The organism is Amycolatopsis sp. NBC_00348, from assembly GCF_036114655.1.
In the GTDB taxonomy this organism is placed as follows: Bacteria; Actinomycetota; Actinomycetes; order Mycobacteriales; family Pseudonocardiaceae; genus Amycolatopsis.
The window spans coordinates 8448670-8469619 of sequence record NZ_CP107994.1 but is presented as its reverse complement, the minus strand read 5'-3'; the positions used below and the strand labels follow the sequence as shown (position 1 = coordinate 8469619).

Sequence of the window (20950 nt, the reverse complement as noted above, 5' to 3'; positions counted from 1 at the left end):
TCGTTCTTTAACCCACCGGCCAAGGCCGCTGCGGCGGGCGGACGCGCTCGTACGCCGCAGCGGCGCGCAGGACGCCGACGTCGTCGAAGCGGCGGCCGCTGATCTGGAGGCCGATCGGCCGGCCGTCGTCGGTGTAGCCGCAGTTCAGGGACACCGCGGGCTGGCCGGACATGTTGTACGGCACCGTGAAGCCGATGTGCTCGAACGGCCGGGCCGGGTCGTTCGTCGGGGACGCCCATTCCGCCGGCGGCGCCGCGACCGGGCAGGTCGGCGACAGGACGACGTCGAACCCCGAAGTCGCGCGGAGGGTCGCGACGCTGATCGCGTCGATCTGGGCGAAGCCGCGGTAGACGTCCACTCCGGACAGATCCGCGCCGCCCGCCGCCCACTCCGCGATGTAGGGCAGCACCTTCGCGCGCCGGTCGAGCGGCAGCCCGGACATGTCCGACCAGGCGCGGGTGCGCCAGAAGACGTCCAGGCCGTCGAGCATGCTCCGGTCGAGGAACGGCGCGACCGGCTCGACGATCGCGCCCGCGGCTTCGAAGGCCCGGGCCGCCGCGGCGACGGCGTCGCGCGTGGCCGGGTCCACCGGGAGGCCGGGGCCGGACTCGAGCTGCAGCCCGACGCGCAGGCCGTCGAGCGTGCCGTCGAGCGACGACCACTCCAGGTCGGCCGGTGGCAGGCTCAGGTGGTCACGCGGGTCGGGCGTGGACAGCACGCTCATCAGCAACGCCGTGTCGGCGACCGTGCGGGTCAGCGGGCCGGCGACGCGGCCGAGGAACGGCGGGTCGACCGGCACCCGGCCGAAGCTCGGCTTCAGCCCGACCAGACCGCACCAGCCCGCGGGCAGCCGGATCGAGCCGCCGATGTCGGTGCCGACGTGCAGCGGGCCGTACCCGGCGGCGCCCGCCGCGCCGGCGCCCGCGCTCGACCCACCTGGTGACGCCGACGGCTGCCACGGGTTGCGCGCGGTGGTGTGGAAGCTCGACAGGCCGGACGTCAGCATCCCGTAGTCCGGCATGGTCGTCTTGGCCAGCAGGACGCCGCCGGACTCGCGGACGCGCGCCGCCGCCGGAGCGTCTTCGGCCGCCGGGACGAGCGCGGTCGCCGCGGTGCCGAGCGGGACCGGCGTGCCGCGGGTCGCGATGTTTTCCTTGAGCGTCAACGGGACGCCGTCGATCGGGCCCAGCGGTTCGCCCGCGTGCCACCGCGCTTCGGCCGCCTTCGCGTCGTCACGCGCGCTCGACGGGTCGTATGCGTACAACGCGTGCAGCTCGGGCTCCCGCGCGTCGATGCGTTCGAGGACGGCTTCGGTCACCTCGACCGGCGAGAGCGTCTTCGCGCGGTACTGCGCGACGAGTTCGACGGCGGTCAGGTCGGGCAGCTCGGTCATGAGCCCTCCTTCACGAAGCGGGCGGTTCGAAGCGGCCGTCGACGGCGGTCCAGCCACCGTCCACCGCCAGCACCGAACCGGTGACGAACGTCGACGCGTCCGAAGCGAGGTAGACGACGGCGCCGGCGAGCTCGTCGGGACGCGCCCAGCGGCCCAGCGCGCCCTTCCGCGCGTACGCGTCGTACCACTCCGGATTCGCCTTGATCTGCGCGGTCAGCGGGGTCTCGACGACGCCGGGGGCGATCGCGTTGACCCGGACGCCGGCCGGCCCGAACTCCGCGGCGGCCGTCCGGAACAGCTGGACGAGCCCGGCTTTTGTTGCCGCGTAAGGGCCCTGACCAGGCTCGACGGTCGTGCCGCGGATCGACGAAAAGCCGATGATGCTCCCCCGCCCGCGCGCGACCATGTCGGCGCCGAACGCGCGGACGACCTCGAACGTCACGCCGAGGTTGAGCGCGAGGACGCGGTCGAACTCGTCGCGGGTGTAGTCGAGCAAGCGTTTGCGGACGTTGGTCGCGGCGGTCAGCACGACGACGTCGAGCGGGCCGAGGTCGGACGCCGCGCGGTCGACAGCACCCGGTTCCAGGAGGTCGATCTCGTACGCCTCGCCGACGCCGGTTTCGCGGGCCGCTGCGATGTCGCGGTCCGCGACCACCACTGAGGCGCCGTGCGCGGACAGGGCTCGCGCGGCTTCGCGGCCGATCCCGCTGCCGCCGCCGAGCACGACGGCACGCCGTCCGTCCAGCCGGAACAGGTTCTCGTAGTTCACGGTCGCAGCACCGCCATCCTCGTCACGGTCAGCTCTTCGACGGCGAAGCGCGGGCCCTCGCGGCCGATGCCGGAGTCCTTCACACCGCCGTACGGCATGGTGTCCGAGCGGAACCCGGGCACTTCGTTGACGACCACGCCGCCGACGTCCAGCTCGTCCAGCGCCCGGAAAGCCGTGCGCAGGGACGCGCTGTAGACGCTGGCGTGGAGGCCGTAGCGCGACGCGTTGACCGCGGCGAAGGCTTCGTCCACATCGGACACCGTGCGCACGCAGACGACCGGGCCGAAGATCTCCTCGTCCCAGGCTTCGACGCCGTCCGGGACGTCGAGCAGGACGGTCGGGCGCAGCACGGTGCCCTCGATGCCACCGCCGACCTGGCGGGCACCGGACTTCTCGATCCACGCGGCGACGCGGTCGGTGGACGCGGGGTCGATCAAGGCCGAGACGCGGGTCTTCTCGTCGCGCGGATCGCCGACGACGACCTCGTCGAGCCGCGCCAGCAGGCGTTCGGTGAACTCCTCGGCGACCGACGCGACGACCAGCACGCGCTGCACCGAGATGCAGGCCTGGCCAGAGGCGTAGAAGCCACCGCGCAGCACGGCGTCCGCGGCCGCGTCGAGGTCCGCGTCTTCCGCGACGACCAAGGCCGCGTTGGAACCCAGTTCCAGTAACGTCTTCGTGGGCGCCGCGTCGCGGGCGATGCGGTGGCCGACGGCAGCGGAGCCGGTGAACGAGACCGCGCCGATCCGGCGATCGGTCGTCAGCGCGGCGCCGACGGACGCGTCCCCGGTGACCAGCTGGACCATGGCGGCGAGAGGGGCCATCGAACGCACGAGGTGGACCAGCCACAGCGTCGCGAGAGGCGTCTGTGGCGCGGGCTTGATGATCACCGGGCAGCCCGCGGCGATCGCGGGGGCGATCTTGTGCGACGCGAGCAGCAGCGGGTAGTTGAAGCCCGCGATGCCGACGACCACGCCGATCGGCTTGCGTTTCCAGAACCCGACCAGCCCGTCGCCCGAAGGCAGTAGATCCAGCGGGACGGTCTCGCCGTGCAGCCGCGACACCTCTTCGGCGGCGGCTTCCCACGTGACGATCGTGCGGGCGACCTCGACGCGGCAGTCGACCAGGGGCTTGCCGGTCTCCAGCACGAGCAGGTTCTCGAACTCCTCGCGGCGTTCGGCCAAGGCCGCGGCGACGTCGTTCAACAAGGAACGGCGAGTCCGCGAAGGCAGCGAGGCCACTTCGCGCGCGACGGCGACAGCCTCGTCGACCGCCCGAGTGGCCAGCTCAGGCGTGCCGATGGGCGCGGTCCCGATGACACTCCCGTCGTACGGGAACACGACGTCCGATGTGTCCACAGTGGACGTCCAGCCCGCGCCGATCGGCAGGCCGTCCGGGTGGTCAGGCATCGTCGCCTCCGCTCAACCGGGCCAGTTCCGCGCGCAGGTTCGGCGCGGCGGCCAGGAGTTCCCGGGTGTACTCGTGCTGCGGCGCGTCGTAGACCTGCTCGACGTCGCCGAGTTCGACGATCTCGCCGCGGCGCATCACCGCGACGCGGTCGCAGACGTGCCGGACGACGCCGAGGTCGTGCGACACGAAGATCAGCGTCAACGCGAACTGCTCGACGAGCGAGGCGAGCAGGTCGAGGATCTGGCCGCGCACGGAGACGTCGAGGGCGCTGACGGGCTCGTCCGCGATGAGCACGCTGGGGTTCGGCGCGAGCGCACGCGCGATCGAGATCCGCTGCCGCTGGCCGCCGGAGAACTGGTGCGGATACCGCCCGGCGGCGTCCGCGGGGAGCCCGACCGCCGCCAGCAACTCGGCGACACGCTGCGGGTTTCGGCGCCCCAGCGGTTCGGCGATGATGTCGGCGACGCGCATCCGCGGGTCGAGCGAACCCATCGGGTCCTGGAAGACGATCTGCAGTTCGGACCGCAGGAAGCCGAGTTTGCGTTCCGGCAGGTTGTCGATGCGCCGGCCCTGGAACGACACCGTGCCCGCGGTCGGCTTGTCGAGGGCCGCCAGCAGCCGGACCAGTGTGGACTTGCCCGAGCCGGATTCGCCGACGATGCCGAACCGCCGGCCGGCTTCGACGTCGAAGCTGACGCCGCGCAGCGCGTGCACGTCCCGGCGGGCGTACCGGCGTTCCAGATCGCGGACTTCGATGATCATCGGCGCGCCTCCAGGTCCGACGCGTCCAGGAGCTTGCGGGTGTACTCGTGCTTCGGCGACGTCAGCACTTCGCGCGTCGAGCCCGCTTCGACGATCTCGCCGTCGAGCATCACCAGCACGCGCTCGCACACCGACGCCACCACCGCGAGGTCGTGGGTGATGAACAGAAGGGCACTTTCACGTGAAAGTGACGCCTTGATGAGCGCGAGGATCTGGGCCTGGACGGTGACGTCGAGGGCGGTCGTCGGCTCGTCGCAGATCAGCAGTGACGGCTCGTTGGCCAGCGCCATCGCGAGCACGACGCGTTGCCGCTGGCCGCCGGACAGCTGGTGCGGGTACGCGCGAGCGGTGTCCGGCAGGCCGACGGCGGCGAGCAGTTCCTCGGCTCGGTGACGACGGCCGTGAACCCGGCCGGGCTCGGTGACCTGACGGCCGACGCGCATGGCCGGGTTCAACGCCGTCATCGGCTCCTGGAACACCATCGCCAGCTCGTCGCCGCGCAGCCGCGAAAGGTCCTTTTCGGACATTCCCAGCAGCTCGCGGTCGCCGAGGCGCACCGAGCCGGACGCGTGCAGCTCGTCGGGCAGCAGGCCCATGATCGCCAGCGCCGTCAACGACTTCCCGGAGCCGGACTCGCCGATCAGCCCGACGCGCTCACCGGCGCCGATGTCGAACGAGACGTCCCGGACCAGCGCGTTCACGCTGAGCCCCGTGACCGAGAGAGTCATACGCGGGCCGCCAATCGGGGGTCGAGGCGGTCGCGCAGGCCGTCGCCGAGGAGGTTGAACCCGAGGACGGCGACGGCGATCGCGATGCCCGGCACCAGCGCCAGCCGCGGCTGGACCGTCAGCAACTCTTGGGACTCCTGCAGCATCCGGCCCCACGACGGCGTCGGCGGCCGGGTGCCGAACCCGAGGAACGACAGCGCCGCCTCCGCCAGCACGGCGATCGCGAACGACACCGACGCCTGCACGATCAGCAGGCCCGAGATGTTCGGCAGCACGTGCCGCACCGCGATGGTCAGCCGCGACCGGCCGCCGGCGCGGGCGGCGAGCACGAACTCGGTGCTCATCACCTGCAGCGTGCCGGACCGGGCGATCCGCGCGAACGACGGGATCGTGGCGATGCCGATCGCGACCATCGCGGTGAGCGTGTCCGCGCCGAACACCGCGCCGAACATGATCGCCAGCAGCAACGCGGGAAACGCGAGCACGAGGTCGTTGACCCGCATGACGAATTCGCCGAGCCACCGCGGTGACATCCCGGCGAGGATCCCGAGCGGCGTGCCGATCACCGCGGCGATGCCGACCGCGACCACGCCGACGTACAGCGTCGTCCGCGCGCCGACCATGAGCTGGCTGAGCAGGTCACGCCCGAACTTGTCCGTGCCGAAGAGGTTCTCTCCCCCGAAGCCGAGCAGCCGGTGGGCCGCGTCGACCTTCACCGGGTCGAACGGCGTCCAGAAGAACGACAGCACGGCGGCCAGGACAACCAGGCCGACCAGTACCCCGCCGATCACAAGATTGCGCATCACGAACCTCGCAATCGCGGGTCGAGCACGGTGTAGAGGACGTCGACGACGAAGTTGACCAGTAGCACGCCGACCACCAGCACGAGCACGATCCCCTGCACGGTCAGCAGGTCCCGCGACGCGACCGCGTCCAGCAGCATCGAGCCCAGCCCCGGCAGCACGAACACGCGCTCGACGACCACTGCGCCGATCAGCAACGTCGCGAGCTGGAGCCCCAGCACGGTGACGACCGGGACGGACGCGTTGCGCAGGCCGTGCCGCACCAGCGCCTGTCCGGGACGCAGGCCCTTGGACCGCGCGGTGCGCAGGTAGTCCTGGCCGAGCGTGTCCAGCACAGCCGTGCGCACATAACGCGTGAGCACCGCGCCCTGCACCAACCCGAGGGACAGAGCCGGCAGGACGAGCCCGCGGAGGAACTCGCCCGCGTCCTGGTCGGGCGGCGTCCACCCGCCGGACGGCAGCCAGCGCAGTTGCACCGCGAAGATCTGCACCAGGATGATCCCGGCGAGGAACGCGGGGATCGCGACGCCGATCTGCGACAGCCCGGAAACGCCCGCACCGGCCGCTTTCCGGTGCTTCACCGCGGCGAACGTGCCCGCGGGGATGGCGATCACCAGCGCCACCAGCATCCCGGCGCCGACCAGCCAGAGCGTGACGCCGAGGCGGTCGAGCAGCTGCGGGCCGATGGTGTCGCGCGTGACGTACGAGCGGCCGAAGTCGCCGTGCAGCACGCCGCCGATCCAGTCGAAGTACTGCGTGACCAGCGGCCGGTCGATGCCGAACTCGGCGCGGGTCTTGGCGAGCAGCTCCGGCGTCGCGTTGACGCCGAGCGCGACCTGCGCCGGATCACCCGGCAGCACGGCCATGAAAAGGAACACGACGATCGACGCGACCAGCACGCTGACCACGAAGATCGCCACCCGGCGCAGCACCTTGGCGGTCATCGCGGCGCCAGCCCGGTCAGGTCGAACGACTCGCTGACCTGGTTGGCCGCGAACCCGCCGACCTTGGCCTTCGCCACGATCACGTTGGGGAACAGGAAGAGCCAGTCCGCGGCGGCGTCCGTGTTGAGCTGCTCGGCCACGAGTTTCATGTCCGCGACCTGCTGCTCCGGCGTCCCGCTGTCGGCTTCGGCGAGCAGCTGCTGGACGCGCTTGCTGTCGTAGCCCCAGTAGTACGTCGGCTTGCCGAACGTCGTGATGTCACGGGCCTCGACGTGCTGGATGATCGACAGGTCGTAGTCGTGGTCGGTGAACACCTGCTTCAGCCAGACGGCCGGGAAGTCGAGCGGCTCGATGGTCGTCCGGACGCCGACGTCGGCCAGCTGCGACTGGACGACCTGCGCGGCCGACACGGCGTACGGCAGGTTCGGGATCCGCAGGCGCAGGTTCAGGTTCGTCGCGCCGGCCTCGCTCAGCAGTGCCTTCGCCTTGCCCGGATCGAACGGGTGGACGTTCGACAGGTCCTCGTACCAGGGGTCCGTCGGCGGAACCATGATGCCGATCAACGTGCCGCGCCCGGCCCACGCCGTGTCCAGCAACGCCTTCCGGTCGATCGCGTACGTCAGCGCCTGGCGGACGCGCGGGTCGGTCAGCGGCGCGCGCTTGTTGTTGAACGCCAGCGTGACCTCGCTGTTCGACGTGCCCTGCACCACCTGGAACCGGTCGTCGGCCTGGAACTGCGGGATCGAATCGGGCGCGGTGATCGCGGAGATGACGTCGATGCCGTTGCTGTACAGCGCGTTGTTCAGCGCGGTCGGGTCCTTGATGTACTTCAGTACAACTGTCCGATACGCCGGTTTCCGGCCCCAGTACGCGGGATTCGCCTTGAGCACGACGGAGTCGCCGCGCTTGCGGGCCGCCACGACGTACGGCCCGGTACCGATCGGCTTGTTCGCCAGGTCGGCCACACCGGTGGGACTGAACATCGCGCCGAGCCGGCTCGTGAGGCTGAACAGCCAGCCGTTCGACGGCTTCGACAGCACCACCCGCGCGTGGTCCGGCGCCACGACGTCGACGTGGTCGACGACGTCCATTGTGGACTTGATCGAGATCGTCCAGTCGGTCTTCACGCGCAGCAGCGAGAATTTGACGTCCTCGGCGGTGAACGGCGCGCCGTTGCTGAACTCGACCCCTTGCCGCAGCTGGAAGTCGTAGGTCTTCCGGTCCGGGCTGATGGTCCACGACTTCGCGAGCAACGGCACCACGCGACCCTGCGAGTCGAGCTTCACCAGGCCTTCGTAGACGTTGTAGAGCAACGCCTGCGGGATCGCGGCACCGTCGGTCTTGGTGAAGTCGAAGTTGGCCGGCTCCGCCGTGAATCCGACGGAAAGCGTGTCCGGACCAGCGGAAACGCTCGCCGACGAGCCGGCCGAGCAGCCGGACACCACGAGCAGCAGCGCCGCCGCCAGCACGTGAATCCGGGCTTTCATCTGGCCTCCAGGTAGGTACACTGGTCTGACCAGTAGCCTGCACGCGACGGACGTCGAGGTCAAGGGATGCGGTTCGAACCGGTGGCTCCGGTCCGCGCGTACGAGCGGGTCGTCGAGCAGATCGAGCAGGCCGTGGTCAGCGGGGCGCTCAAACCGGGGGAACGCCTGCCCAGCGAGCGCGAGCTGATGATCCAGTTCGGCGTCGGCCGCTCGACGATCCGGGAAGCCCTGCGGGTGTTGCAGGCCGCCGAAATGATCCGTTCGCGGCCCGGCGATCCGCGCGGACCCGAGGTGCTGGCCGCGTCCCCGGTGGCGTTGCACCGCTCGATGCACCGGCTCGCGCGCGCCGACCACGTCGGGCTCGCGGAGCTGTTGCAGTTCCGGATGATCCTCGACGGCTCGGCGCACCTACTGGCCGCGGAGCTGCGCACCGACGACGACCTGACCGGCCTGGCCGAAGCCCTCGACGCGATGCGCGAAGGCGTCTCACGCGGGTACGCCGAGTTCAGCCGCGCGGACGTCGCGTTCCACGAAGTCATCGCGCGGAGCTCGCGGAACCCGTTGCTGGTGGTCAGCGAGGAGGTCGTCCGCGGGGTCGTGCTGGAACTCATCGAGGACAAGCTGGAGCACGCCAGCAACCGGACGTCGCTGATGCGCACCTGGCTCGCGCACCACGCCGAGGTCCTCGACGCGGTCCGCGCGGCCGACGGCGCCGGCGCGTCACAGCTGGCCAAACAGGCGTTGTACGACAACTACGCCGAATACGTCCCGGCCGGGCAACGCCCGCTGCTGACCCCCTTGCTGCGGTAATACACTCGGCCGGGTGGATTCCACGGAACGCAGCGGCGTCGGCTTGGCCCTGTCCGGCGGCGGCTACCGCGCGATGCTCTTCCACACCGGCGCGCTCTGGCGCCTCAACGAACTCGGCTGGCTGCCGAAGCTGACCACCGTCTCCAGCGTGTCCGGCGGCTCGATCGCGGCCGGCGTCCTGGCCCACGCGTGGCACCAGCTGTCCTTCGGCGACGACGGCATCGCGGACAACTTCGGCAAGTTCGTCGTGGAGCCGATCCGGAAGCTGGCCCGGACGAACCTCGACGTCCCGGTGACGCTCAAGGCGATGTTCATCCCGTGGCGCAGTGCGGGCGAAGAACTCGCGCGCGTCTACGCGAAGCACCTCTTCGACGACTTCCGCCTCGACCAGCTCGACCCGTCGGGCCCGCACTTCGTGTTCACCGCGACCAGCCTGCAGGACGGCTCGCTGTGGTGGTTCTTCCGGCAGGACGGGCCGCACGGGCAGATCCCGCTGGCCACCGCCGTCGCCGCGTCGTCGGCGTTCCCGCCACTGCTCTCGCCGGTCGTGATCCCCGACCCGAACCAGGCGGACCGCAAGATCGTGCTCAGCGACGCGGGTGTGTACGACAACCTCGGCCTGGACCCGATCGAGAACCAGCGCGCGGTCGTCCTGGTCAGCGACGCCGGCAAGAAGATGCTGCACGAGGACAACCCGAAGCGGAACTGGCCGATGCAGCTGCTGCGCGTGCTGACCGTGATGGACAACCAGGTCCGCGAGCTGCGCACCGGCACGCTGCTGAAGTCGTACCAGGACAAGACGTACGCCGGGACGTACTGGGCGACCTACAGCGACATCGAGCACTTCGAGCTGCCGGACGCGCTGCCCGCGCCGGTCGAGCAGACCCACGCGCTGGCCGTGACGAGCACTCGGCTGACGCGCACCTCGGAGCGGCTGCAGGACCAGCTGATCAACTGGGGTTACGCCGCCTGCGACGCGGGCATGCGCAAGTGGGTCGACCGGGCCGCGGTCGCGCCGAAGTCGTTCCCGTACAAGGGATCAGGCGTTGGCTAGGTTCGCGTAGACGACGATGTTGTCCTCGTAGCTGTGCGCGGCGTGGTCGAACACCCCGCCGCACGTGATCAGCCGCAGTTCCGGCTTGTCGCTGTTGCCGTACACCGCGTCCTTCGGGAACGTGTCCTTCGGGACCTGCGTGACGTGGTCCACGACGAACTTCAGCTTCTTGCCGTCGCTGCGGTCGACGTCCACCTCGTCGCCGGGCGCGAGGTCCTTGAGCTTGTAGAAGATGCCGGGCTTCTTGTCGCCGTCGACGTGGCCGAGCACGATCGCCGGGCCGACGTCGCCGGGCACCGGCGAGAGCTTGTACCAAGCCGCCTGCATCGGCGTGTGCACCGACGGGACCGAGATCGAGCCGTCGGTCTTGACGGCGACCGCGAGCAGGCTGGACTCCGCGCCGATCTTGGGGATCTTCACCGACGTCGGGCGCAGGCCCTTGAACGGCGCGGTCACCGGGACCGACGACGGCACCGGCGCGGGTGCCGCTTTCGGCGGCTCGCCGGAGCCGCAAGCGGCCAGCGTCAGCGCGAGGGCGACCGCGGCGACCGCCGTGCCCGCCCGGCGGACGGTCACCAGGCCGTGCCGCCGAAGCCCGTCTCGACCCCGCCGCGGGGCGTGACCTTGACCTGGGCCTTCGGTGCGGCGTTGCCGGGGGTGCTGGTGGTGGTCGACGTGCTCGGCCCGCTCGACGTCGTGATCGGCGCGGTGCTCGACGGCGCGCTGGTCGTGGTGCCGCTGGTCGTCGTCGGTGCGCTGGTCGTGGTGCTGGTCTCCGGCGGCGGCGCCTGCTCGAAGTCGACGACGCCTTCGCCGTCGACGCCGGCGCAGGTCCAGCTGAACTTGCCGGTGGTCGTGCCCGGCGGCAGGCCGTTGACGCGCACGGAGTAGTTCCAGGTCCGGCCGTCGGACTCGTCCTGGTCCGGGCCGCCGGTGACGTCCAGGTACTGGGTCGCCACGTTCCCGGGCGCGCCCGCCGCACAGTTGATGACCAGGACGCCTTCGCCGCCGACGCCGACGAAGCCGTGGCCGGTGTTGTCCTGGTAGCCGTCCGAGGGCGGCCCGGCCGTCGTGGTCGTGGTCTCCGGCGTCGTCGTCTTGGTGACGTCGGTCGTCGGGTCGGCCGGGGTCGTCCCGGTGGTCGTCACCGGGGTGGTCGGTGCCGTCGTGGTCTCCGAGGTGCTCGGGACCGTCGTCGTGGTGGTCGTCTCCGAGGTGGAGGTGGTCGTCTCCGTGGTCGACGGCGCGGTCGTCGTCTCGTCCGTCTGCGCGAATGCGGCCGGTGCGGCGGCGAAGGTGATCAGCGCGCCCGCGGAAACGATCCCCGCGACTCGGTTCAGCGTTCTACCCACGGTCAGACTCCCAACGGCATTGAACTGCGATGCCGCGACTATCGACGATTCCGCCGTTGGTGTTACTCCGCGAGGGCGATGGACAAATCGCGCCAGAGGTCTTCCGGATCTTCGAGGCCGACGCTGAACCGGACCAAACCGGCGGGCACGCGCTCCTCACCCGGCAGCCACGCCCGCCGCTCGACCAGGCTTTCCACCCCGCCGAGGCTGGTCGCAGGCCGGATCAGCCGGACCGTCGAGCAGAGCTTGTCCGCGGCCTCGGCGCCGGCCAGCTCGAACGCGACCATCATCCCGAAACCCGGGTAGCGCACCCGCGTCACCGCTGGGTGCTCGCGGAGGCGCCCGACGAGCAGCGCGGCGGTCCGGGACTGCTCGGCGAGCCGCACCGGCATGGTCCGCAGCCCCCGCAGCGCGAGCCAGGCTTCGAGGGCACCCGGCGTCGACCCGACGCGGGTCCGCGCGCCGCGCAGCTCGTCGGCCACCGCCGGGTCCTTGGCCACGGTGATCCCCAGCAGCAGGTCACTGTGCCCGCCGATGAGCTTGGTCGCGCTGTGCACGACGACGTCGGCGCCGAGTTCGAGCGGCCGCTGCTGCAACGGCGTGGCGAAGGTGTTGTCGACGACGACCCGGCCCCGCGCGGCGGCGGCGATGGTCTCGATCTCCATGACGTCGAGCGTCGGGTTGGTCGGCGACTCGAGCCAGACCAGGTCGGACGTCGCCGCCTCGGCCACCCAGGCGGCCGTGTCGGTCGGCTCGAGCTCGGTGACGGCGAGCTTGCCGAGCTTCTGCGCGTGGGCGAGCACCCCGCGCGTCACGGCGTAGCTGAACGTCGGGACGACCACCCGCGACCCGACCGGCAGCAGGTCCAGGACCGCCGACAGGGTGGCGACGCCGGACGCGAACGCCGTCGCGTAGCCGCCTTCGAGCGCCCCGATGGTCTCCTCGAGCGCGTGCCAGGTCGGCGTGCCGTCGCCGCGCGCGTAGACGAAATCGCCACCGGCCTGGTACGTGCTGGTGGCGACGAGCGGGGTGTTCAGCGGCTCACCGGGACCGTGCGGCCGGCCGGCGGCGATGGCCTTGGTGCGGGGCGTCCAGTCGTCCATGTGATCACCGTAACCGCAGGTCATCCGCTGGTCATCCGCTGGTCACTGTGACGAAGACGGCCGGCCCGCCCGCGCGTCCGCGGGCGAGCCGACCTGGTCTCAGTGGGCGTAGACCTCGAACTCGTAGAGCGAGTAGCCGTACTTCGTGCCGCGCTGGACGCCCTGCAGCTTCACGAACCGGGCCTGCGTCGGCGCGAAGGACACGTTGTCCTGCCCGCCGTTGCCGTCCGTGACGACCGCCGAGTCCGTCCAGTGCACGGCGTCCGGCGAGGTCTGGATCTTGTAACCCTTGCCGTACGCCGATTCCCAGCTGAGCTGCACCCGCGAGACCGGCTGCACCGACCCGAGGTCGACGGTGATCGCCTGGTCGTCGCTCCAGTCGCTGGCCCAGCGGGTCGAGGCGTTCCCGTCGATCGCGTTCGACGCCGGTGACGGGTAGAAGCCGGTTTCGGCGCTGGTGGCGCTGACCGTCTTCCCCGGCGCGAGGTTGGCGATGTTGTCGCCGCGGTGCGCGGTGTACTCGACGACCTGCTGGAACGTCGGGCGGTTCTGCCAGCTGATCTTGTCCTGCGTGATGCCGCCCAGCGCGTTGTGCACGATGGTGTCGGCACACCACTGGTCGCCCGCGGCGCAGCTCGCGTCACCGGGGTAGACGGTGTTCGCGGCCTGGCCCGCGGCGGTGGTCAGCGAGTCGACGAGCGCCTGGCGGCACGTGGTGACGTTGCCGCCGCCGCAGAACGTGCTGCCGAGCGGGCCGGCCACCGGCTGGCCGAGCACCTGCCGGATGTCCTTGCTGACGTACCCCCACCAGCCGAACTGGAAGGACGAGCCCTTGTGCGGCTGGCCGGTGTGCTGGCCGTTGCCGTTCTGGAAGCCGGACGGGCTTTCGTTGATGCCCAGCACGCCCGTCATCGCGTTGTAGGCGTTGTCGCCCATGCCCGGCTTGAACTCGGCCTGGACCAGCAGCGGCCACCAGGCGTCGAAGATCCGGATCGCGTCGGCGTCGGCGTACGCCTTGCTGCCGGGCGTGGTTTCCGTCCGCTGGTGGCCGTTGGCCATCCACGCCTTCAGCTTCGCTTCGGCATCGGCGGCCGCACCGGTGGTCGGCGTCTTGTCGAGCACCTGCAGCAGCAGCGGCAGGACGCGCTCGGCACGCAGGTCGGCCAGCGCGGCGTCCTCCATCGCCTGGGTCAGGTTGAGCCGGGTGACCTTGGTGCCGGTGAGGATCATCGTCTTGACGCGCGTGTCGAGCAGGTCGACGCGGTGCACGGCGGACTTGTCGGCGCCGGCGGCCGCGTACCCGTTGGCCTGCGCGTTGTTCCAGCTGACGTAGTAGTCCTGGTTGACCGACTGCGGGTGCTGCGACGCCGGGGTGTAGGTCGCGACGTTGCCCGCCGGGTTCCAGCCGGTCCAGTCGTGCCCCTGGTCACCCCACACCGGCATGTTCGGGTCCACATTGGACTGCCGGGCCGGGTTGGCGCCGGAGTTGAAGTACGCGACGTCCTTCGAGTCGGCGTAGAACCAGTTGAACGTGAAGTTGATGTCGGCCGCGGCCTTCTGGAAGTCCGCCGCGGACTTGACGTAGCCCGGGTCGTTCAGCTCCTGGAAGCCGATCAGCGAGTCGGCCTCGTGGAAGAGCGAGGACCGCAGCTGCGCGTACGCCACGGGCTTGCCGCCGACCGTCGCCCGGCTGAGCACCGGGCCGTACTTCGTGCGGTAGCTGCGCAACGTGTACGAGCCGGCCGCGGTGCCGTCGGCCACCGTCGGGTTCCAGGAGTTCTTGACCTCCACGGTATCCATCGGGAGGCACTGGCCCTTGTAGGTGTAGTAGTTCGAGTCCTTCGTCGGCGCCTTGCCGCTCGGGTCGCACAGGTTCAGCGCGTAGGTGTCGATGATGTCCTGCGCCGACGTCGTCGCGCTCCACGAGTAGTCCTGGCCGCGGCCCAGCAGCACGTACATGCTCAGCCCGGCGAAGGCCGCGCCGCGGGCGCTGATGCCCGGGCCCTGCAGTTCCTGCAGCATGAGCAGCTGCGGCGCGAAGTACCCGGTCTGCGGGCCGAAGACGGCGACCGGGTGGCCGCTGGCGGTCTTCGAGCCGGACACGACCAGCGCGTTCGACATGCCGTGCTTGTCGGTCAGCATGTCGCCCGGCAGCACGCCGTTGTCGAACATCCCGCGGGCGGGCTCCTGCGCGGCCGGGGCCGGGACGTCCACAGTGGACGGAGTCGCGGTCGACGCCGAGCCGGTCTGGTCGAACACCAGCTGCTGTGGCGTCACCGAACCCTTGTCCGGCAGGGCCTGGCCGACGGCGTTGGCCGGGGTCTTGCCGTACGGGAACGTCTGCCCGTCGTGCAGCGTCTTGACGGCCTCGGGGTCGTCCTCGGACCGCAGGCTCTGCCACACCTTCTCGCCCTGCACCGCGCCGTACTGCTCCTGCAGCGCCAGCTTCGCGACGGCGTTCTGCACCTCGCCGCCACCGCCGGCGCCGAACTCGGCGCCGACCAGCGAGGCGAGCGCGACCAGGTCGGTCAGCTTGAACGGGTCGATGGTGCCGGCGTTGGTGATCGCGTCGACGTGCCCGGTGAGCACGTACTCGCCCGGGAAGTAGCGGCCGCTGTGGGAGTCGGAGATGTACTTGTTGATGCCGTCGACGTACGCCTGCGCGTCGGCGAGGCCCTGCGCGCCGCGCGGGCCCTTCGCGGCGACGTTGTCGATCTGCTGCTGCAGCTCGGCTTCGGTGTAGGGCGCGTTGGCGAAGAAGCTCTGCTCCAGCTCCCGGTTGGCCGCGGCGCCGCCGGCGAACGACGTCACCTGGCCGCGGGCGGCGTGGCGCAGGACGTCCATCAGCCACAGCCGGTCCTGCCCGGCCGCGTACCCGGCGCCGAACTCGGTGCCGGCGCGGGTGGTGCCGGTGATGTGCGGGACGCCGAGTGCCTTGTCCCGCACGATCGTCACGTCGGAGCGCGGCTGGGTCGTGCTGGCGACCTGGTCGGCGGCGACGCCGAACGACGAGTCGTTGAAGTACTGGTTGATCGTCCCGGTGGTCAGCGTCTGGTAGCCGCCGGCCAGCGAGGAGTACTTGCCGAGCTGGTCGGCCGCGTGCGCCGGGCGGGTGCCGAGCACCTTGTGCGCCAGGATGTCCGCGAGGGTGGCGTTGCCGTTCTCACCGGGCGGCAGGATGTCGCTGCACTGCCCGCCGCAGTAGTCGTTGGGTGCCGCGGCCGCCTCGGCGGCCGGAGCGGTGACAGCGACCTGGGTGAGCCCGGCGACCAAGCCCGCCAAAGCCGTCAAGGTCAGGGTACGGATGCCGCGTCGCATCAGGGCTCCCTCGCAGGTCAAGGAGAGTGACGAAGCGCACGCTACCGAGCAGTAGCACACATGTGAAGAGTTTTCGCGTTTTTCAGCCCTTGGGCGTAGTCCGAACGGCGCAGCCTCGCGCGCGTGGGTACGGTGGCTGCCATGACCTTGGAAAAGCCCCAGATCGACCGCCCGGACGGCACCCCGCCGGCCGACCTCGAGATCACCGACATCACCGTCGGCGACGGCGTCGAGGCCACGCCCGGCAAGTCCGTCACCGTGCACTACGTCGGTGTCGCGCACTCGACCGGCGAAGAGTTCGACGCCTCTTGGAACCGCAACGAGCCCCTGCGCTTCGGCCTCGGCGCCGGCCAGGTCATCTCCGGCTGGGACCAGGGTGTCGCGGGGATGAAGATCGGCGGCCGGCGCAAGCTCGTCATCCCGCCGCACCTCGGCTACGGCGACCGCGGCGCGGGCGGCGTCATCAAGCCCGGCGAGACCCTCATCTTCGTCGTCGACCTGGTCGGCGTGAACTGATTCTCCCGGCGGTGGCGGGACTTCCCGCCACCGCCACACCGGGTTTCGCTACCCTCGCCCCCATCGCCGGCCGGAAGCCGGCCCAACCAGGGGGTTGAGAATGCGCATCCGCGCTTTGCTTTCCGCAGGTCTGTTCGCGCTCGCCGCGGCCGTCGTCACCGCGGCACCGGCATCGGCCGTGGCCAACGGCGCCGACGTCCCGCAGGGAACGTTCAAGTTCGCCGCGAAGCTGACCATGACGGACATCCCGCGCACCGACGGCACGAAGTACAACAGCGCGTGCTCGGGTTCGCTAATCGCCAAGAAGTGGATCGTCACCGCCGGCCACTGCTTCCACGACGCGGCCCGCAACCCGGTCTCCGGCCCGGTCCCGTACCCGACGTCGGTACTGCTGGGCACCACCACCGTCGACAAGCCGGGGATCACGCGCAACGTCGTGACGGTGTACCAGTCACCGAGCAACGACATCGCGATCGCCGAGCTCGACAAGCCGGTCTTCGGCATCGAGCCGCTGTCGGTCAGCCACAAGGCGCCGGTCGTGGGCCAGAAGGTCGTGCTCGCCGGCTGGGGCAGCCTGACGTCGGTCGACCCGACGCCGGGCACGAAGCTGCAGCAGGGCCTGATGAAGGTCGCGACGGTCGACCCGCTCTACACCGGCGTGACGGGCTTCGCCCCGACGTCGACGACGAGCGCGTGCACCTACGACTCGGGCGCCCCGTACTTCGTGCCGACGGGCAAGAGCGGCGGCCGCCTGGTCTCCATCGAGAGCGACGGCCCGGACTGCCCCCACGACCAGGCCGAGACCACCGCGCGCGTCGACGTCGTCGCGGACTGGATCGCCGCGCACATCGGCTGATTCCCGGCAAACGGCCCCGACGCGAGGCGTCGGGGCCGTTTTCTTACTCCGTGCAGCGCATTCCGACCCCGCGCACCGTCGCTACGCTCGAAGGTGATCACCGGCGCGAGCCGCCGGTGCGTGACAAGGGGGATCCACCGATGCGCGTCCGCGCTGTGCTTTCCGCTGCCCTGCTCACCCTCGCCGCCGGTCTCGCGACCGCGGGCCCGGCTTCGGCCGTGGCCAACGGATCCGACGTCCCGGCGGGCCAGTTCAAGTTCGCCGCGAAACTCACGATGACGAACATCCCGAAGCCCGACGGCACGAAGTACAACAGCGCCTGCTCGGGCGCGTTGATCGCGGCGAAGTGGATCATCACCGCCGGCCACTGCTTCCACGACGCGAACCGCGTCCGCGTCTCCGGCCCGGTGCCGTACCCGACGTCGGTGCTGCTCGGCACGGTCAACCAGAGCACGCCGGGCGTGACGCGCAACGTGGTGACCGTCTACCAGGCCGCCGCGAACGACATCGCCATCGCGACCCTCGACGCCGACGTCACCGGCATCACGCCGCTGACGGTCAACCGGCTCACGCCGTCGCTCGGGCAGCAGCTGACGCTCGCCGGCTGGGGCAGCCTCACCGCCACCAACCCGACGCCGGCGACGAAGCTGCAGCAGGGCACCGTGAAGGTCGGCCAGGTCGCCACCTCGACGCTGGGCGTGCAGGGCGTGGCTCCGACGTCGACGACGAGCGCCTGCGTGTACGACTCGGGCGCGCCGTACTTCGTCGCGGCCGGCACCGGCGGCCAGCTGGTGTCCGTGGAGTCGTCCGGCCCGGACTGCCCCCACAACCAGCTCGAGACGACGTCGCGGGTGGACGTCGTCGCGGATTGGATCTCTTCGCACACGGGCTGACCCCTTCCGGGCGTCACCCGGTGGGCCAACGGGTGACGCCCGGCCAGGGAATTCCCCCCAGCCCGGCGGCGGCAATAACCTCGAACGTCGATCATCGATTCGACGAAGGGGAAGAATGCGCCTGCGCGCCCTGCTAGCCGCTGTTGTCCTGACCATCACCACCGCCCCTGCCGCCTTGGCCGCGCCAGGGATCGCCAACGGTTCAGACGTCCCCCAGGGTCAGTTCGGGTTCGTCGCGAAGCTCGCGATGACGAAGATCCCCCGCCCGGACGGTTCGACGTACAGCAGCTACTGCACGGGCGCGCTGGTCGCGCCCGGATGGCTCCTCACCACAGGCCACTGCTTCCACGACGCGGCCCGCAACCGCGTCTCGGGCAAGGTCCCCTACCCGACGACGGCGACGCTGGGCCTCACGGACGAGGGCATCGAGTCCGGAGTGGCCCGCAAGGTGACCGAGGTGGTCCAGGCGAAGGAGAACGACGTCGCGCTGGCCCGCCTGGACACCCCGGTGAGCACGGTGAAGCCCCTGCCGCTCAACCGCGCGCTCCCCAAGGTGGGCGACCAGCTGACCTTGGCGGGCTGGGGCAGCCTGACCAGCACGAACCCCAAGCCGGCCACCCGCATGCAGCAGGGCACGGTAGCGGTGGCCACGGTGGCCCCGACCACCCTGGGAGTCCGCGGCGCGGCCCCGGCCATCACCACGAGCGCCTGCACGTACGACTCGGGAGCCCCGTACTTCACCCCGGCAGGCCTGGTGGCCCTGGAGGCAACGGGCCCAGGCTGCCCCCACGCAGGCATCGAAACAACATCCCGAACAGACATCCTGGCGGACTGGATCACCAAGACAACAACCTGACCGAGCCATCAAGCCGACACCAGAGGCTCAGCCGAGGCACTCTGCTCGGCCAGCCGCAGCGCTGCAGATGCGCCTGTCGATAGCCCTGACCCCAGCCTGACAAGGGCCTAAATACACCCCCACCTAAGCCCCAAGCGAACACCACGCAGAGCCAAACGGGTGATATTCACCACCAAACCAAACCCCAAAACCCCCCGCAACGACCCCACTCAGCCACGCTGGAAGGTGAGAGAAGGCACCGTGGGGGGTCCGGGGGGCTCGGCCCCCGGGAGACACAAGGACAACGGGAAGAGCCCCGGTCGCGCTAGCGACCGGGGCTCTGAACAGCGTGGGCGAGGAGGGAGTTGAACCCTCACGTCCTTTCGGACACACGGACCTGAACCGTGCGCGTCTGCCATTCCGCCACTCGCCCGAGTGCTTCCTTGCGGCAGCGAGGAGAACACTAGCAGGTCGTTCGCACCGGTTTCACCGGGGGCCGTGTCGAGGCTCGCTCACCCGGATAGGATCGGGGCGCAAGCACAAGTGTGAGGAGGTTTTCCCCGGTGGGCCGCGCTGAGAGATTCGACAGGCGACTCGAGAACCTGGTGGGGAACACTTTCGCGCGCATGTTCGGTGGCAACGTCGTCACGCAGGAAGTGGCGATCGCACTCGAGCGGGAGAGTGAGGAGAACGTTCGTGAGCTGGCAGGCGGTCGGCAGCTCGCCCCGAATCACTACATCGTGTCCTTGGGGACGGCTGACCACGAGCGCATGGCCGGTGACGAGCAACGCGTCACCCAGGTGCTGGCCAAGGCGGTGGCCGAACACCTCGCCGCCGAAGGCCTGGACACCTATGGTGACGTCGTCGTATCACTCGAGCGCAACGAGGCGCTGCATACTGGACAGTTCAAGACCCGTTCGTCCGTCGATCCCGACGCCCGCCCCGCAGGCGCCGGTTCACCGCGGTCGGCACGACCCAGCAACGCAGGAGACCCAGCAATGAGCCAGCCCCCCGGCTACGGCCAATACGACCAGGGTGACCCGTACGGCCAGCAGGGCCAGTACGGCTACGGACAGCAGGGTGGCCAGCAGCCCGGGTACGACCAGGGTTACGGCCAGCAGCAGGGCGGCTACGAGCAGGGCGGCTACGGTCAGCAGCCCCCGGCCGGTGGCTATGAGCAGGGCGGCTACGGTCAGCAGCCCCCAGCCGGTGGCTATGAGCAGGGCGGTTACCAGCAGGGTGGCTACGAGCAGGGCGGCTACGCCCAGCAGCCCCCGCAGGGTGGCTACGACCAGGGTTACGCCCAGCCCCCCCAGGGTGGCGGCTACGACCAGGGCGGTTACGCGCAGCCCCAGCAGGGCGGCGGGTACGACCAGGGCGGCTACCAGCAGGGTGGCTACGACCAGTACGGCGGCCAGCAGCAGCAGGGCGGCTACGACCAGTACGGCCAGCAGCAGGCGTACGGCCAGCCGGCCGGCGACCCGTACGCGCAGCAGCAGGGTGGCTACGGCGCCCCGGCGGCGGCGCGTCAGCTCGCGGCGAGCCTGCAGCTGGACGACGGCTCGAACCGGACGTACTCCCTGAAGCAGGGTGGCAACGTCGTGGGCCGTGGCCAGGACGCGGACTTCCGGCTCCCCGACACCGGTGTCTCGCGCCGTCACCTGGAGATCACCTGGGACGGCCAGAGCGCGACGCTCGCCGACATCGGGTCGACGAACGGCACGACCGTGAACGGCACCCCGGTGCAGACCTGGCAGCTCGCGGACGGTGACGTCATCCGAGTGGGGCATTCGTCCTTGGTGTTCCGTACACAGGGCTGACTCCGGGCGCGAAATACTGTTCCCGCAGAATTGACGTGCGGGGGGACCGCGGCGTACCCGCGTCGCGGCTGCACGGAAGAGTCGGGAGCGGACACAC

19 protein-coding genes and 1 tRNA gene are annotated in these 20950 nt (G+C 70.5%); 7 read left to right on the top strand and 13 right to left on the bottom strand.

Annotated features, from left to right (window positions below; translation table 11 throughout):
- Positions 1-7: 7 nt before the first annotated feature.
- Genes OHS58_RS37650 through OHS58_RS37615 form a run of 8 tightly spaced genes read right to left on the bottom strand, consistent with a single transcriptional unit; the run spans position 8 to position 8296 of the window.
- A complete protein-coding gene (locus OHS58_RS37650) occupies positions 8-1393 on the bottom strand; it encodes an amidase (protein ID WP_328645585.1) in 1386 nt (461 codons plus the stop codon).
- 10 nt (positions 1394-1403) lie between these two features.
- Complete coding sequence (locus OHS58_RS37645; protein ID WP_328645584.1) at positions 1404-2162, bottom strand: SDR family NAD(P)-dependent oxidoreductase; 759 nt, start codon at positions 2160-2162, stop codon at positions 1404-1406.
- Positions 2159-3571, bottom strand: coding sequence for an aldehyde dehydrogenase family protein (locus tag OHS58_RS37640; protein WP_328645583.1), 1413 nt, complete (start codon positions 3569-3571; stop codon positions 2159-2161). Before OHS58_RS37640 ends, OHS58_RS37645 begins: the two co-directional genes overlap by 4 nt.
- On the bottom strand, positions 3564-4334 hold the full coding sequence (locus OHS58_RS37635; protein ID WP_328645582.1) for an ABC transporter ATP-binding protein: 771 nt from the start codon (positions 4332-4334) through the stop codon (positions 3564-3566). The genes OHS58_RS37640 and OHS58_RS37635 overlap by 8 nt, the downstream gene beginning before the upstream one ends.
- Complete coding sequence (locus tag OHS58_RS37630; RefSeq protein ID WP_326945483.1) at positions 4331-5062, bottom strand: ABC transporter ATP-binding protein; 732 nt, start codon at positions 5060-5062, stop codon at positions 4331-4333. The genes OHS58_RS37635 and OHS58_RS37630 overlap by 4 nt, the downstream gene beginning before the upstream one ends.
- Positions 5059-5865 carry an ABC transporter permease gene (locus OHS58_RS37625; RefSeq protein ID WP_326945481.1) on the bottom strand — a complete coding sequence of 269 codons (807 nt, stop codon included), beginning with the start codon at positions 5863-5865 and terminating at the stop codon, positions 5059-5061. The genes OHS58_RS37630 and OHS58_RS37625 overlap by 4 nt, the downstream gene beginning before the upstream one ends.
- Positions 5865-6809, bottom strand: a complete 945-nt coding sequence (locus OHS58_RS37620; RefSeq protein ID WP_326945480.1) for an ABC transporter permease — start codon at positions 6807-6809, stop codon at positions 5865-5867. The genes OHS58_RS37625 and OHS58_RS37620 overlap by 1 nt, the downstream gene beginning before the upstream one ends.
- Positions 6806-8296 (bottom strand): ABC transporter substrate-binding protein, encoded by a 1491-nt coding sequence (locus OHS58_RS37615; RefSeq protein ID WP_328645581.1) that lies wholly within the window; start codon positions 8294-8296, stop codon positions 6806-6808. Before OHS58_RS37615 ends, OHS58_RS37620 begins: the two co-directional genes overlap by 4 nt.
- A gap of 66 nt (positions 8297-8362) precedes the next feature.
- On the opposite strand from OHS58_RS37615, the gene OHS58_RS37610 reads away from it, so the two are divergent.
- Together OHS58_RS37610 and OHS58_RS37605 are read left to right on the top strand one after the other, a co-directional pair.
- Entirely contained in the window at positions 8363-9106 is a 744-nt protein-coding gene (locus OHS58_RS37610) for a FadR/GntR family transcriptional regulator (RefSeq protein ID WP_326945478.1), read from the top strand.
- A 13-nt stretch (positions 9107-9119) separates the two neighbouring features.
- Positions 9120-10160 carry a patatin-like phospholipase family protein gene (locus OHS58_RS37605; protein ID WP_328645580.1) on the top strand — a complete coding sequence of 347 codons (1041 nt, stop codon included), beginning with the start codon at positions 9120-9122 and terminating at the stop codon, positions 10158-10160.
- On the opposite strand, the gene OHS58_RS37600 is transcribed toward OHS58_RS37605, so the two are convergent.
- From OHS58_RS37600 to OHS58_RS37585, 4 genes are all read right to left on the bottom strand, one after another.
- Positions 10146-10736, bottom strand: coding sequence for a class F sortase (locus OHS58_RS37600; protein WP_328645579.1), 591 nt, complete (start codon positions 10734-10736; stop codon positions 10146-10148). The genes OHS58_RS37605 and OHS58_RS37600 overlap by 15 nt on opposite strands.
- Positions 10733-11512 (bottom strand): hypothetical protein, encoded by a 780-nt coding sequence (locus OHS58_RS37595; protein ID WP_328645578.1) that lies wholly within the window; start codon positions 11510-11512, stop codon positions 10733-10735. Before OHS58_RS37595 ends, OHS58_RS37600 begins: the two co-directional genes overlap by 4 nt.
- A gap of 62 nt (positions 11513-11574) precedes the next feature.
- Entirely contained in the window at positions 11575-12615 is a 1041-nt protein-coding gene (locus tag OHS58_RS37590) for a trans-sulfuration enzyme family protein (protein WP_328645577.1), read from the bottom strand.
- A 99-nt stretch (positions 12616-12714) separates the two neighbouring features.
- The gene (locus OHS58_RS37585; RefSeq protein WP_326945473.1) at positions 12715-15933 is read right to left on the bottom strand and encodes a penicillin acylase family protein; all 3219 of its coding nucleotides are present in this window, start codon (positions 15931-15933) and stop codon (positions 12715-12717) included.
- Between the two features lie 141 nt (positions 15934-16074).
- Between OHS58_RS37585 and OHS58_RS37580 the strand changes: the two genes are divergently transcribed.
- The 4 genes from OHS58_RS37580 (at position 16075) to OHS58_RS37565 (ending at position 19054) form a co-directional block, all read left to right on the top strand.
- Positions 16075-16449 carry an FKBP-type peptidyl-prolyl cis-trans isomerase gene (locus tag OHS58_RS37580; RefSeq protein ID WP_247059714.1) on the top strand — a complete coding sequence of 125 codons (375 nt, stop codon included), beginning with the start codon at positions 16075-16077 and terminating at the stop codon, positions 16447-16449.
- A gap of 100 nt (positions 16450-16549) precedes the next feature.
- Positions 16550-17305: a S1 family peptidase gene (locus tag OHS58_RS37575; protein ID WP_328645576.1), complete on the top strand. Its 756-nt coding sequence runs from the start codon at positions 16550-16552 to the stop codon at positions 17303-17305.
- Positions 17306-17445: 140 nt separating this feature from the next.
- A complete protein-coding gene (locus tag OHS58_RS37570) occupies positions 17446-18198 on the top strand; it encodes a S1 family peptidase (RefSeq protein WP_328645575.1) in 753 nt (250 codons plus the stop codon).
- A gap of 115 nt (positions 18199-18313) precedes the next feature.
- Positions 18314-19054, top strand: a complete 741-nt coding sequence (locus OHS58_RS37565; RefSeq protein WP_328645574.1) for a S1 family peptidase — start codon at positions 18314-18316, stop codon at positions 19052-19054.
- A gap of 329 nt (positions 19055-19383) precedes the next feature.
- Here OHS58_RS37565 and OHS58_RS37560 read toward each other — a convergent pair.
- A tRNA-Leu gene (locus OHS58_RS37560) sits at positions 19384-19466 on the bottom strand.
- A gap of 130 nt (positions 19467-19596) precedes the next feature.
- On the opposite strand from OHS58_RS37560, the gene OHS58_RS37555 reads away from it, so the two are divergent.
- The gene (locus OHS58_RS37555) at positions 19597-20853 is read left to right on the top strand and encodes a DUF3662 and FHA domain-containing protein (protein WP_326945469.1); all 1257 of its coding nucleotides are present in this window, start codon (positions 19597-19599) and stop codon (positions 20851-20853) included.
- The last annotated feature ends 97 nt before the right edge of the window (positions 20854-20950 follow it).

Excerpts from the sequence above, each read along its gene's own strand:
- OHS58_RS37650 (WP_328645585.1), bottom strand. The coding sequence starts at position 1,393 with ATGACCGAGCTGCCCGACCTGACCGCCGTCGAACTCGTCGCGCAGTAC.
- OHS58_RS37640 (WP_328645583.1), bottom strand. The coding sequence starts at position 3,571 with ATGCCTGACCACCCGGACGGCCTGCCGATCGGCGCGGGCTGGACGTCC.
- OHS58_RS37635 (WP_328645582.1), bottom strand. The coding sequence starts at position 4,334 with ATGATCATCGAAGTCCGCGATCTGGAACGCCGGTACGCCCGCCGGGAC.
- OHS58_RS37630 (WP_326945483.1), bottom strand. The coding sequence starts at position 5,062 with ATGACTCTCTCGGTCACGGGGCTCAGCGTGAACGCGCTGGTCCGGGAC.
- OHS58_RS37625 (WP_326945481.1), bottom strand. The coding sequence starts at position 5,865 with ATGCGCAATCTTGTGATCGGCGGGGTACTGGTCGGCCTGGTTGTCCTG.
- OHS58_RS37620 (WP_326945480.1), bottom strand. The coding sequence starts at position 6,809 with ATGACCGCCAAGGTGCTGCGCCGGGTGGCGATCTTCGTGGTCAGCGTG.
- OHS58_RS37615 (WP_328645581.1), bottom strand. The coding sequence starts at position 8,296 with ATGAAAGCCCGGATTCACGTGCTGGCGGCGGCGCTGCTGCTCGTGGTG.
- OHS58_RS37610 (WP_326945478.1), top strand. The coding sequence starts at position 8,363 with ATGCGGTTCGAACCGGTGGCTCCGGTCCGCGCGTACGAGCGGGTCGTC.
- OHS58_RS37590 (WP_328645577.1), bottom strand. The coding sequence starts at position 12,615 with ATGGACGACTGGACGCCCCGCACCAAGGCCATCGCCGCCGGCCGGCCG.
- OHS58_RS37585 (WP_326945473.1), bottom strand. The coding sequence starts at position 15,933 with ATGCGACGCGGCATCCGTACCCTGACCTTGACGGCTTTGGCGGGCTTG.
- OHS58_RS37580 (WP_247059714.1), top strand. The coding sequence starts at position 16,075 with ATGACCTTGGAAAAGCCCCAGATCGACCGCCCGGACGGCACCCCGCCG.
- OHS58_RS37575 (WP_328645576.1), top strand. The coding sequence starts at position 16,550 with ATGCGCATCCGCGCTTTGCTTTCCGCAGGTCTGTTCGCGCTCGCCGCG.
- OHS58_RS37570 (WP_328645575.1), top strand. The coding sequence starts at position 17,446 with ATGCGCGTCCGCGCTGTGCTTTCCGCTGCCCTGCTCACCCTCGCCGCC.
- OHS58_RS37565 (WP_328645574.1), top strand. The coding sequence starts at position 18,314 with ATGCGCCTGCGCGCCCTGCTAGCCGCTGTTGTCCTGACCATCACCACC.